Below are 12671 nucleotides of genomic sequence, written 5' to 3'. Positions count from 1 at the left end.
GTCCCGCAGCGTCGCGATCGCGCGGACCACGTCCGTCCCGTGGTTGGCTGGGACGGCGGAACTCGACCGCGACCGTGAGGAGACCGAAATGACGGATGCCCCGATTCCGACGCCCTCGGCGGTGGCCGCGGCGAGTGCGCCGGGCGCCGCGCCCGCGTCCCCCTTCTTCCGCGCCGGCGGCCGCAACCGCTTCACAGCCCGTCGCGCGCGCGTCGTCTCGGTCGAGCAGGTCGCGCCGGTGCTGCTGCGGGTGCGTGTGACCGGTCCCGACTTCGCCGACTTCTCCAGTGGCGGGCCCGCCGACCACGTTCGGGTGTTCTTCCCGGATCCCGAGACCGGTGAACTGGTCGCGCCGATCGCCGCCGGCCCGGGAGAGGACGGCATCGTGCGGCCGGACGGGCCCATGCACGCGCGCGACTTCACCCCGCTGCGCGTCCACACGGAGGCAGATGAGGTCACGGTGGACCTGGACTTCTACCTGCACCCCTCGCCCGGCCCGGCGTCTCGCTGGGCCGGCGAGGCGGGCGTCGGCGACGAGCTCGTGATCGTCGGCCCACGCGGTTCGCGGGGCGCGCCCCAGGGCGCAGCGCGCCTGGTGCTCGTCTGCGACGAGACGGCGCTGCCCTCGGCGACGCGCTGGGCGGCGGAGGTGCCCGCCGCCACGTCCGTCGATCTCCTCGCGATCACCGCGGACGACGGGTCGTGGGTGGGACCGTACATCGCCGCGACGTCCGGGCGCGACGACGTGACCGTGCGCCACCTCGATGCCGGAGACCCCGAGGCAGTGATCGCGGCGGTCGACGCAGTCGGCGTGGATGCCTCGACCTTCGTGTTCGCGGCGGGTGAGGCATCCGCTCTCATTCCCCTCCGCCGTCACCTGCGCCGCACGCTCGCGCTGCCGGCCGAGCAGGTGGCGCTCAGCGGGTACTGGAAGCGGGGCACGTCGGGCTTCGACCACCACGCGCCGATCGATCCGTCCGACCCGGACTGAGCGCGGATGCCGCGTCTCGCGGATCAGCGATCAGGGCCGCTCCGCGAGACGCCGACTCCTACTCGGCCGCGTCTGCGGCGTGAGCGGCCTGCCAGTCCTCGGTCGAGGTGGTCTGGGGGCGACGCAGGAACAGCACGACCACCACGCCGACCAGCATCACCGCGGCGGGAAGCAGGATCGCCTGGGCCATCGCCTGCGAGAAGCCGTCGACGACGAAGGGCGGCAGGGTGCCTCCGCCGAATCCGCCCGTGGCCTCGGACGCTCCCGGCAGGTTCGCCTCGAGGCGGGCCTGCATGAACGCCGCGATGGAGGCGGAGCCGATGACCGACCCGATCGTGCGGGTCGTGTTGTAGATGCCTGCACCGGCTCCGGCCTGTCGGGGCGGCAGGTTGCGCGTGGCCGTCGTGGCGAGCGGCCCCCACATGCCGGCGTTTCCGATGCCCATGAGCGCCGACGGCAGCAGGAACATCCAGATGGGGGTGTCAGTGTTCATGAGCGACGAGTACCAGAAGAGCGACCCGGCGACGAGCAGCAGCCCGGGGACCAGCAGGAAGCGCGGATCGGTCCGGTCGAGCAGGCGCCCGGCGAACGGGGCGAGCACGCCCGACAGCACCGCCATCGGGATGAGCAGCAGAGCAGACTCGGTGGGCGTGAGGCCGCGCGCGAGCTGGATGAAGAACATCAGCGGGAGCGACATGCTCGTCACCGTGAACCCGACGAGCGAGATGGCGAGGTTCGAGACCGAGAAGTTGCGCTCGCGGAAGAGCGGCAGCGGCACGAGCGGTTCACTCTTCGTGCGCGCCTGAGTCCAGACGAAGAGCGCCATCACCGCGACACCGCCGGCGATCATCGCCCATACCCACGGCGCCCAGTCGTACTTCTCGCCCTCCTGCAGGCCGAAGACGATGAGGAACAGACCGACGGCACTGAGCACGACGCCGACGATGTCGAAGCGGTGCGGGTGGGTCTCGAGCTTGGGCACGAGGATCCAGGCGAGCACGAAGGCGATGACGCCGACCGGGATGTTGATGAAGAAGATCCACTCCCACCCGAACCCGTCGACCAGCAGACCGCCGGCGAGCGGTCCGACGAGGGTCGCGACCCCCGCGGTCGCGCCCCACAGGCCCATCGCGGCGCCGCGTCGGTTCGGCGGGAAGGTGCGGGTGATGACGGCCATCGTCTGCGGGGTCATGAGCGCGGCGCCGAGTCCCTGCACCGCGCGCGCGATGATGAGCATCTCGAGCGTTCCCGAGAGGCCGCACCACAGCGACGCGAGCGTGAAGACCGAGAGGCCGATGAGGTAGATGTTCTTCGGGCCGAACCGGTCGCCGAGGCGCCCCGTGATGAGGAGCGGCACCGCGTAGGCGAGCAGGTACGCGGAGGTGACCCACACGACGTTGTCGAGGTTGTTGGTATCGGGGTCGAGCGCCGCCTTGATGGCCGGGTTCGCGACCGAGACGATCGTGGTGTCGACGAGGATCATGAAGAACCCGATGACGAGGGCCCAGAGGGCGGGCCACGGGCTGCGCGGCTTGTGTCCGGCGGCGTACGCGCCGGTCGGCGGGTGGGCCGCCGATGCGGTTCCGGTCGCCGCCCCCGCCGTGCGGGTGGTGTCCGGGGTGTGGGGGGTGGTCACTGGCGTGCTGCCTTTCTTTGGGCGAGGTAGCGTTCCGACGGGGTCGCGTCGGGGCCCCAGGCGAAGTCGGGATCGGTGATGCGCGAGAGGGTCGCGTCCATCCAGGCGAGCTCCGCCCGCAGGAGCGCCTCTTCGCGCGAGATTTCCAGGAGGTACTGCTCCGGCACGCCCTTGTCGAGCGCGTGCCGGCGGCCGGCGGTGAGGGACTCGAGGGCATCCTCGAGCGCCGCACGGCGATCGCCCAGCAGCGGGATCGCCTCCTCGCGCTCGAGGCCGTGGACCTCGGCGAGCGCGACGCGGAACTCTGCCGGCCGGTCGACGCGGGGCAGCTCGCGCCGCACCCATTCGAGGACGGCGGCGGCTCCGGCATCCGTCTGCGTGTAGGTGGTGCGCTCGGGGCGATTGCCCCCGCGGTCGACGCCGACCTCGGCGATGAGTCCCGCGCGCTGCAGGCGGGCGACCGTGTGGTAGACCGTGCCGTTGGTGATGGTGACCAGGCGGTCGTCGCGGCGCAGGTGCATGAGCCGGATCATCTCGTACGGGTGCATGTCGCCCTCGCTGAGGAGCGCGAGGACAGCCACCCCGAGCGGAGTGAGGCGCGCGACGGCGGATCCAGCGGGCCCGGAGGCCTCGGCCGTCGCGCCGGCGACGCGCGGAGAGGGGGTGGTGGGGACGGTCACGATGATCCCTCCATGTCGATTAGTCCACGTGGACTATACGCCTGATCGCGCTGATTCGCACCCGCGGGACGTCGAGACGCGCACCACCCGGATGCCGGTTCCCTGGCGGGTGTCGGCGGTGCGTCGTACGGTGAGCGCATGGCAGACAAGGCCGTCGTGCGCCGTGAGAAGTTCCCCGAGGCCTACGCGATCTTCGACCCGCTCGTGGCGGAATGGACCGCTCGTCCGGACGTCGCGCTCGGCGCGATGTTCGGCTCGGAGGGGTTGAACGTCCGCGGCAAGGTGTTCGCCTTCGTGACGTTCGCGGGCGAGCTGATGGTCAAGCTCCCCGAGAGCCGGGTCGGCGAGCTGGCGCAGGCGAACGAGGCGCAGCCCGCGGTCATGCGCGGCAGGCCGATGCGCGAGTGGGCGACGGTGGGGACGGATGCCGCGGAGCGGTGGGCTCCGCTCGTCGGCGAGGCGTTCGCGCACGTCGACGCGATCACACCCTGATGCGATCCCGGGTGTTCATGACGCCGGCCCGCACTCCGCGGGACCCACCCGGGATAATGGACGGGTGACGGCTACCCCCACCCCCACGACCGAGCTCCCCGGCTGGCGCCACGCCTACTCCGGCAAGGTGCGCGACCTCTACGTGCCGGAAGACACCCCGGAGGGGACGCAGCCCGAGCGCCTCCTGGTCGTCGCGAGCGACCGCGTCAGCGCGTTCGACCACGTGCTCTCGCCCGGCATCCCGGGCAAGGGGGAGCTGCTCACGACCCTGAGCCTGTGGTGGTTCGACCAGCTCGCCGGCGCGGACGGCGGGCGCGGCATCCCGAACCATCTCGCTGCGTCGCACACCCTCACGCGCGGCGCCGACGGCGAGGCCAACACCGCCGACGACCTCAAGAGCCTGATCCCGGATGCCGTCATCGGCCGTGCGATGGTCGTGAAGAGCCTCGACATGCAGCCGATCGAGTGCGTCGTCCGCGGCTACCTGACCGGCTCGGGGTGGGCGGAATATCGCGAGAGTGGCACGGTATGCGGCATCGAGCTGCCCGGCGGGCTGTCGAACGGCGACCGGCTGCCCGAGCCCATCTACACCCCGGCCTTCAAGGCGCCGATGGGCGAGCACGACGAGAACATCTCGTTCGAGCGCACGGTCGAGCTCGTCGGCGCCGAGCGCGCGGCCGAGCTGCGAGACCTGTCGCTCGAGATCTACTCCCGCGCGGCGGCGACGGCTGAGGCGCACGGCGTGATCCTGGCCGACACCAAGTTCGAGTTCGGGCTCGACGAGAACGGCGTGATGACCCTCGCCGACGAAGTGCTCACCAGCGACTCGTCACGGTACTGGGATGCCGCGGCCTGGGCGTCGGGCACCACCCCCGACGAGCGCATGGCGAGCTTCGACAAGCAGATCGTGCGCAACTGGCTCGCGGCGAACTGGCCCGCGCCGCGTGAGGGCGAGCCGCCGGCGCTTCCCGCCGACATCGTGGCGCGCACCACCGCGCGCTACCGCGAGCTACTCGAGCGCCTCACCGCCGCCTGAACCCGCACTCGCCCGCGGCCGAGGCCGCACCGCCTCGGTTGCGGATGCGCGCGGATGCGGCATCCGGGATCACGCGTTCTTCATCGCCTTCAGCCGCGACAGCAGGACGGGTGCCGTGCGGTCCAGCGCGCGCCCGCCGATGAGGATGCCGCCCGTGAGCACCGCCGCGCCGAGCACGATCCCGAGAGCGCACGCGACCCAGCTGAGCGTCGCGTTGCCCGTGAAGTAGCCGATCAGCCCGACGATCACGACGGGTGCCGACAGCACCAGCGCGACGAGCCAGATGCCGAAGAACGCCATGCCCTGGAGAAACGTGGTGCCCGGCACGCGCTTGAACGGGTTGTCGCCGGAGGCCGCCACGGGCACCACCAGCTGCGCGGAGGTGAACGCGCACACGCCGTAGCAGGTGAGCAGGATGCCGACCGACATGCCGAGGATGCCGGGGAACTGTGCCCAGTCGCCCCGGAGGACGAAGGGAACGATCACGGCGAGCAGCACCAAGGGCAGCGCCACCGCGGCCGCGGCGAGGCTGCGGCCGACCCGGTCGGCGCGTCCGGATGCTCCCGTGATGAGCTCTGTGCCGAACGCCGTGCCGTCGTACGAGATGTCGGCGTAGACGACGATGCCGATCACCATCGCGATGATCGGGCCCGAGAACGTCAACGCGATCAGCGGATCGCCGCCGCGGGCGTAGAACCACAGCAGCACCGGCACGAGCGGCGCCCCGATGAGCTGGCGCAGGTAGCGCGGGTCGCGCGTCCAGTACGTCAGGGCCCGCGCGAAGATGGCGCCCGCCGCGCCGGTGGGCACGCGCCCGAACCAGCCGATGGAGCCCGACCTCACCGGGGCCGCCGACGTCTGGCTGGGTCGCACCAGGGAGCGGCCGAGCGATGCGCGCCCCAGCAGCCAGAGGACCGCGAGCGTCACGAGCGCGATCAGCAGCTTGGCCGCCGCCGCGGGCAGGTCCCCCGCCGCGGCATCGGCCGGCACCGCCCAGGCGGCGCCGAGCGGGGTCCATCCCAGCACCGGAACCGTCGACGCCAGCGTGTCGGCGTTCACGGCGAAGCCGGTCGCCACGCCCGCGATGATCGGGCCGGCCAGGATCAGCGGGATGAAGATGACGATGCCCGAGACCTCGCGGAATCGGCGGCCGCTGCCCAGTCCCGACGCGAGCGACGCGACGGTGCGCGACGCGACGACCGCCGTCAGCACCGCCAGCGGGGTGCTCACGAGCCACGCGACGATCGCCGCCGGCCAGTGGGCCCAGGTCGCGATCGTCGCGATCGCCGCAGCCGAGGTGACGATGCCGGGGATCCCGCAGACCCCCGCGAGCGTCAGCGCGACCATCATGCGCGACAGCGACATGGGGAACACGACGAGGCGAGCCGGATCCAGCGTGGTGTCGACGCCGAAGGCGACGAGGGGAACGAGCGCCCATCCCAGCGTCACGACCGACCCGACGCCGACGATGACGTTGCTCGCCAGTCGTAGGTCGCCGAATCCGAGCAGCACGAGCCCCACGACGATGCCGGCCAGCAGGCCGAGCCCGTACACGGCGCCGAAGATGAAGCCCACCAATTGCCATGGGCTGCGCGCGAGCTGATTGCCCAGGACCCGGAACCGCAGCCTCAGGAGCGTCGCAACCATTCGGGGCCTTCCGTGTGGCGGCGGCCTCCGACGAGCTCCACGAAGCGGTCCTGCAGCGGCTGCCCCGCGCGCACGTCGTCGACTGTCCCGGCTACGAGCAGGCGGCCGGCGGCGACGATCGCGACGTGGTCGCACATGCGCTGCACGAGGTCCATCGAGTGACTCGAGACGATCACGGTGCCGCCGCCCGCCACGTAGCCGGTGAGGATGTCCTGGATGTTGGCGGCCGAGACGGGATCCACCGACTCGAACGGCTCATCGAGCACGAGCAGCCGCGGCGCGTGGACGAGGGCGCACGCCAGCGCGATCTTCTTGGTCATGCCGGCCGAGTAGTCCACGACCATCGCGCCCGCGGCATCCGTCATGTCCATGAGGGCCAGCAGATCCGCCGTGCGACGGGCGATCTCGTCGTGAGGGATGCCGAAGAGCAGGCCGTTGTACGTGACGAGCTGCTCGCCGGTGAGGCGGTCGAACAGCTTGACGCCGTCGGCGAGGTTGCCGAGCATCGCCTTCGCCGTGACAGGATCCCGCCAGACGTCGACACCGTGCACGAGCGCCTGGCCGGCGTCGGGTGCGAGCAGGCCCGTCGCCATCGACAGCGTCGTGGTCTTGCCGGCGCCGTTCGGCCCGACCAGTCCGTAGAACGATCCGGCGGGCACCCGCAGGCTCAGATTCTCGACCGCCACCTTCTGACCGAACCGCTTGTGAAGGCCGCGGAGTTCGAGTGCTGCAGGACCGCCGGGGATCGCAGACCCGTTCCCGACGGCATCGGCCGCCACCGCCGGTGCAGGGGGCGTGGGGGGAATCGCTGAGTCGGTCACATCTCTCCGTCACATCGGTTTCGCGGACGAGGCGCCGAGGCCTCGCCCCAGCCTCTCGGATGCCGCGTCGCCGGGGCAACTCACCGGGGCGCCGGTGATCGCTAGGGTGATGCTCGCACCATCCCCCGAGCGCAAGGAACGCACATGCCTACGTGGACCCTTCACGGCAACGGCCGGACCGTCGAACCGGGCAAGGTGGTGAAGCCCGACGAGCGCCTGAACTGGCCCGCCACCGTCGCGATCGGCGCGCAGCACGTCATCGCGATGTTCGGCGCCACGTTCCTGGTGCCGGCGATCACCGGCTTCCCCGTCTCGACGACGCTCCTCTTCTCTGGCATCGGCACGCTGCTGTTCCTGCTCATCACGAAGAACCGGCTCCCCAGCTACCTCGGCTCGTCGTTCGCGTTCATCGCGCCGGTGACCGCCGCCACCGCATCGCAGGGCATGGGCTCGGCGCTCGCGGGCATCGTCGCGGTCGGCGTGCTGCTCGCCGCCGTGGGCTTCATCGTCCAGTTCGCCGGCCTCGGCTGGATCGAGAAGCTGATGCCCCCGGTGGTCGCCGGCGCCATCGTGGCGCTCATCGGCTTCAACCTCGCGCCGGTCGCCTGGACCAACTTCCAGCAGGCGCCGATCACGGCGACCATCACGCTGGTCGCCGTCATCCTGTTCAGCGTGCTGTTCCGCGGCTTCCTCGGCCGCATCTCGATCTTCCTCGGCGTGATCGTCGGCTACGTCGTCGCGCTGCTGCGCGGCGAGGTCGACTTCAGCGCCGTCGACGAGCTCGTCGCGAACGGGCAGTGGGCCGGCCTGCCGACCTTCTCGTTCCCCACGTTCGGCGACCCGGGCACCTGGAGCGTCATCGCGATGTTCCTCCCGGTCGTGCTCGTGCTCATCGCCGAGAACGTCGGCCACGTCCGCGGCGTCGCGACGATGACCGAGTCGTCGGTCAACCAGTACACGGGTCGCGCCCTGATCGCCGACGGCGCCGCCACCGTGCTCGCCGGCACCTTCGGCGGCTCGGGCACGACGACGTACGGCGAGAACATCGGCGTCATGGCCGCGACCCGCGTCTACTCGACGGCCGCCTACTGGGTCGCCGGTCTGTTCGCGATCCTGCTGTCGCTCTCGCCGGTGGTGGGCGAGGTGTTCAACTCGATCCCCGCCGGCGTGCTCGGCGGCGTGACCACCGCGCTGTACGGCCTGATCGGCATCATCGGCATCAAGATCTGGGTCGACAACCGCGTGGACTTCTCACGGCCGGTGAACCAGTACACGGGCGCCGTCGCGCTCGTCATCGCGATCGCCGGGTTCACGATGCAGTGGGGCGACTTCCAGCTCGGCGCGATCGTGATCGGCGCGGCGGCAGCCCTGCTGATCTACCACCTCGGCAACGCCATCGCGCGCTGGCGCAAGACCGGCGCCGACGACGGCGGCCCGATCCCGGCCGTCGGCCAGCTCGGCGGCGACCCGCAGGACATCGACGAGCCTCGCTGAGCCCGCCGGCCCGTCCGCCCGCCCGCCTTGCCCTCCCGCCCCCGGGTGTCTCCGCATCGGGCGTGAGTGCAGATGTCCCGATTGCTGGCCTTCGTGTCCCACTTTCGCCCGCAAGAACACTCGGTTCGGCGCGAAAGTGGGACATGGCGACCGTAGGGAGGGAAGACAGACGGATGCCGCGGGGTTATGTATTCGTATGCATGAAGTAGCCGCGGTGCCCGACCGTCTCGCCGCCGACACGTCCATGGGGGCGGTCACCCTCCTCGTGGGCGATCTCGACGGCATGACGGCGTTCTACCGCGACGTCATCACGCTCCAAGTGCTCACCGCCGCCGGTGACGAGGTCGTGCTCGGACGAGCCGGCCGCGCCGTGGTCGTACTGCGGCATGAGCCGGCGCTGCGGCACGCGACGCCGGGTGCGGCGGGACTCTTCCACACCGCGATCCTGTTCGAGACGCAGGAGGCCCTCGCGGCTGCGCTGTACAGCGTCGCCCAGCACGCCCCGCAGACGTTCACCGGATCAGCCGATCACCTGGTCAGTCAGGCGTTCTACCTGACCGACCCCGAGGGCAACGGCATCGAGCTCTACTGGGACCGCGCCCGCACGGAGTGGTCGTGGACGCACGGCAGCATCGAGATGGCGACGCTCTACCTCGACCCGAACACCTTCCTGCGCGAGCACCTGACCGAGCGGGCCGCGAGCGGCGCGACCGGTCAGGACGCGGCATCCGTGGGTCATGTGCACCTCTCGGTCGGCGACGTCGCGAGCGCCCGGGCGTTCTACGTCGACGCGCTGGGGTTCGACCAGACCGCCGCGATGGGCGACCAGGCGCTGTTCGTGAGCGCCGGCGGCTACCACCACCACATGGCGATGAACGTGTGGAACTCGCGCGGCGCCGGACCACGGATGCCGGCGCTCGGCCTCGGCCGCGTCGACCTCGCCCTGCCCGACGCCGACGCGCTCGGCGCGCTCGCCGAGCGCCTGCGGCACCACGGCCTCGAGGTGCGCGACGACGGTCGCACCCTGTCGTTCGACGACCCCTGGCGAAATCTCCTGCAGGCCACCGTCCCCGGCCGCGGCTGACCCAGGCCGGCGACGCCGCGCTAGACGGAGTCGCGGACGACGAGCTCGGTCTCGAGGATCGTGACGTGGCGCGGATGCCGCCCCGCGAGGAGGTCGAGCAGCACCGTCGCCATGCGCTCCCCCTGTGCGAAGGAGGGCTGGCGCACCGTCGTGAGCTGCGGGATGACGGACGTCGCCACCGGCGAGTCGTCGAAGCCGATGATCGCGATGTCTTCGGGAACGCGGAGGCCCTCCGCGGCGAGCACGGTCAGCACCCCGCGGGCCATGAGATCGCTGGCGACGAACACTGCGTCGGGCTTCGCGCCGGTGGCCAGCACGCGGCGCATCGCATCCGCACCACCGTCGGCGGTGAAGTTGCCGTCCTCGACGGCGATCTCACCGAGGTCCCACGCGGCCAGCGCGTCGCGGTAGCCCTGCAGCCGGTCGACGCCGGCGGGCATGTCGCGCGGACCGGTGATCGTCGCGATCCGTTTGCGACCGCTCTCGATCAGGTAGACGGTGGCGTCGTAGGCCCCGCGCACGTTGTCGACGTCGACGTAGTAGTCGCGTTCGCGCTCGCGCACCGGGCGGCCGCCGTAGACCACCGGGACGACGCTCGCGATGCGGTCGATGAAGGTGTCGCTGGTGTGGTGCGAGACGACGATCGCGCCGTCGACCGCCCCGCTGCGGACGTAGCTCGTGGTCTTGTCGCCAGGGTCGTCGCTCGCGATGAAGAGGTTGAGCACGTAGTCCGAGCGGCTCAGGCGTGAGTTGATCCCCGAGACGATGGCCGCGAAGAAGGGATCGCCGAAGAACCGCGTGGTGTCTTCGGGAACGATCAGCGCGACCGCGTGGGTCTTCTGGCTCGCCAGCGACCGCGCGGCCCGGTTCGGGACGTAGTTGAGCTCGGCGATCGCCCGCGTCACCGCCTGCAGGGCCTCGGGGCTCACCGCCGTCGAGCCGTTCACCACGCGCGACACCGTGGACCGCGAGACCCCCGCCGCTGCGGCGACCTCTTCGATCGTTACTGCCGAACGCATCGCCTCGACGCTCATCTCTTCCTCCTCCCGGATGCTACGTCCGGGACGCTACGACGTGACGGCCGCCGCGCGCGCGGGCTCCAGGTCGAGGGCGCGGGCGCCGATGATCCGGCGGTACTCGAGAGCGCTGTCCTTGGGCGTGCGCTCCTGCGTGTCGTAGTCGACGCGCACGATGCCGAACCGCTTCTCGTACCCCCACGCCCACTCGAAGTTGTCGAGGAGCGACCAATAGAAGTATCCCCGCACATCGACGCCCGCGTCCGCGGCATCGAGGATCGCACCGAGGTGGCCGCGCAGGAACTCCACACGATCGGCGTCGTGCACCCGCTTCTCGTCGCCCTCGACGACGAGCTCGTCGTCGTACGCGGCGCCGTTCTCGGTGACGTACAGCACCGTGCCGGCCGACTGCGCGTACTCGTCCCACACCCGGTGCAGCAGCGTGGTGAGGCCCTCGGGCTGCACCTCCCACTGCATGGGAGTGCGAGGAAGGCCGCGCTCGTGCCAGAAGATGCCCTCGTGCGACGGGTACGGCGAGCGGCCGGGGCGGTCGGTCGGCGCGTCTCCGCCGATCGGCGGGTTCACCGGCTCGTGGCCGCCCACGTACTCGCCGTGGTAGTAGTTGACGCCGAGCGTGTCGATCGGCGTCGCGATCGTCTCGAGGTCACCCGGACGCACGGCGGACTCCCACGCGGCGACGGCTGCGGCATCCACCTTCCGGATGTCCTCAACGATGTCGGCCGGGTACTCGGCCCGGAAGATCGGGTCGAGGAACCACCGGTTGAACTGGCCGTCGATGCGGCGCGCGGCGTCGGCGTCGGCCGGGTCGCTCGCGTCGACCGGTTCGGCGACCGTGAGGTTCAGCGTGATGCCGAGCTTCAGCGACGCGTCGCGTGCGCGCAGCTCGCGCACGGCCTGCCCGTGACCGAGCAGCAGGTGGTGCGCGGCCAGCACACCCTCTTCGACGCTGTAGTGCCCCGGCGCATGCAGGCCGGCGGTGTAGCTCAGGAACGACGAGCACCACGGCTCGTTGAGCGTCGTCCACACGTTCACCCGGTCGCCCAGCGCGTCGTGCATCGTCAGCGCATATTCGGTGAACCGGTCGGCGGTGTCGCGGTTGGCCCAGCCACCCTTCTCCTGCAGCGCCTGGGGCAGGTCCCAGTGGTACAGCGTCAGCCACGGCAGGATGCCGGCATCCAGCAGCTCGTCGGTCAGCCGCTTGTAGAAGTCGATGCCCTGCGGGTTGACCGCCCCGCCGTCGGGCCGCACGCGCGACCAGGACGTCGAGAAGCGGTACGTCTGCAGACCCAGGTGCTTCATGAGCGCCACGTCGCCGGCGTAGCGATGATAGTGGTCGCACGCCACGTCGCCGTTGTCGCCGTTGATGACGGCGCCCGGCACCCGGCAGAAAGCGTCCCAGATGGAGTCACGGCGGCCGTCCTCGTGGGCGGCGCCCTCGATCTGGAAGGCGGCGGTCGCGGCGCCGAACAGGAAGTCCGACGGGAAGGCGCGCGGGATCGCGGTCGTCATGAGGGGAAGGTCCTCTCTGGATGCATTGAGTTCAGGATGACTGAGGCAGAGGCGGAAGGCCTAGCCCTTGACGGCACCGGCCATGATCCCACTGACCAGCTGCTTGCCCGCGAAGGCGAACAGGATGAGCAGCGGGATCGTGGCGAGCAGCACGCCGGCCAGCACGATCGAGTAGTCGACGAAGTAGTTGGACTGCAGCAGCGAGAGCGCGACGGGCAGGGTGGGACTCTTCCGGTCGAGCACG

11 protein-coding genes and 1 pseudogene are annotated in these 12671 nt (G+C 70.9%); 5 read left to right on the top strand and 7 right to left on the bottom strand.

Going from position 1 to position 12671, the window contains the following annotated elements:
* Window positions 1-88: 88 nt before the first annotated feature.
* Window positions 89-991, top strand: a complete 903-nt coding sequence (locus VIP82_RS02300; RefSeq protein WP_331905677.1) for a siderophore-interacting protein — start codon at window positions 89-91, stop codon at window positions 989-991.
* Window positions 992-1049: 58 nt separating this feature from the next.
* Here the strand turns inward: VIP82_RS02300 and VIP82_RS02295 are convergent, their stop codons facing one another.
* Window positions 1050-2627, bottom strand: coding sequence for a DHA2 family efflux MFS transporter permease subunit (locus VIP82_RS02295; RefSeq protein WP_331905676.1), 1578 nt, complete (start codon window positions 2625-2627; stop codon window positions 1050-1052).
* Window positions 2624-3307, bottom strand: a complete 684-nt coding sequence (locus tag VIP82_RS02290; RefSeq protein WP_331905675.1) for a PadR family transcriptional regulator — start codon at window positions 3305-3307, stop codon at window positions 2624-2626. Before VIP82_RS02290 ends, VIP82_RS02295 begins: the two co-directional genes overlap by 4 nt.
* Window positions 3308-3445: 138 nt before the next feature.
* On the opposite strand from VIP82_RS02290, the gene VIP82_RS02285 reads away from it, so the two are divergent.
* Both VIP82_RS02285 and VIP82_RS02280 read left to right on the top strand, forming a co-directional pair.
* Window positions 3446-3799, top strand: coding sequence for a hypothetical protein (locus VIP82_RS02285; protein ID WP_331905674.1), 354 nt, complete (start codon window positions 3446-3448; stop codon window positions 3797-3799).
* A gap of 64 nt (window positions 3800-3863) precedes the next feature.
* Window positions 3864-4835: a phosphoribosylaminoimidazolesuccinocarboxamide synthase gene (locus tag VIP82_RS02280; RefSeq protein ID WP_331905673.1), complete on the top strand. Its 972-nt coding sequence runs from the start codon at window positions 3864-3866 to the stop codon at window positions 4833-4835.
* Window positions 4836-4904: 69 nt separating this feature from the next.
* Here VIP82_RS02280 and VIP82_RS02275 read toward each other — a convergent pair whose 3' ends face one another.
* A complete protein-coding gene (locus VIP82_RS02275) occupies window positions 4905-6482 on the bottom strand; it encodes a hypothetical protein (RefSeq protein WP_331905672.1) in 1578 nt (525 codons plus the stop codon).
* Window positions 6464-7261 carry an ABC transporter ATP-binding protein gene (locus VIP82_RS02270; RefSeq protein WP_331905702.1) on the bottom strand — a complete coding sequence of 266 codons (798 nt, stop codon included), beginning with the start codon at window positions 7259-7261 and terminating at the stop codon, window positions 6464-6466. The genes VIP82_RS02275 and VIP82_RS02270 overlap by 19 nt, the downstream gene beginning before the upstream one ends.
* Before the next feature lie 186 nt (window positions 7262-7447).
* On the opposite strand from VIP82_RS02270, the gene VIP82_RS02265 reads away from it, so the two are divergent.
* Together VIP82_RS02265 and VIP82_RS02260 are read left to right on the top strand one after the other, a co-directional pair.
* A complete protein-coding gene (locus tag VIP82_RS02265; protein WP_331905671.1) occupies window positions 7448-8797 on the top strand; it encodes a uracil-xanthine permease family protein in 1350 nt (449 codons plus the stop codon).
* A gap of 196 nt (window positions 8798-8993) precedes the next feature.
* The gene (locus VIP82_RS02260; RefSeq protein ID WP_331905670.1) at window positions 8994-9881 is read left to right on the top strand and encodes a VOC family protein; all 888 of its coding nucleotides are present in this window, start codon (window positions 8994-8996) and stop codon (window positions 9879-9881) included.
* 20 nt (window positions 9882-9901) lie between these two features.
* On the opposite strand, the gene VIP82_RS02255 is transcribed toward VIP82_RS02260, so the two are convergent.
* From VIP82_RS02255 to VIP82_RS02245, 3 genes and pseudogenes are all read right to left on the bottom strand, one after another.
* On the bottom strand, window positions 9902-10915 hold the full coding sequence (locus tag VIP82_RS02255; RefSeq protein ID WP_331905669.1) for a LacI family DNA-binding transcriptional regulator: 1014 nt from the start codon (window positions 10913-10915) through the stop codon (window positions 9902-9904).
* 33 nt (window positions 10916-10948) lie between these two features.
* Window positions 10949-12427: a glycoside hydrolase family 1 protein gene (locus VIP82_RS02250; RefSeq protein WP_331905668.1), complete on the bottom strand. Its 1479-nt coding sequence runs from the start codon at window positions 12425-12427 to the stop codon at window positions 10949-10951.
* 60 nt (window positions 12428-12487) lie between these two features.
* Window positions 12488-12671: pseudogene (locus tag VIP82_RS02245) on the bottom strand (carbohydrate ABC transporter permease); the annotation flags it as partial.

The organism is Microbacterium sp. (assembly GCF_036566905.1).
Lineage (GTDB): Bacteria > Actinomycetota > Actinomycetes > Actinomycetales > Microbacteriaceae > Microbacterium.
The sequence above is the reverse complement of the archived record's forward strand: the minus strand, read 5'-3'. Positions and strand labels throughout refer to the sequence as shown.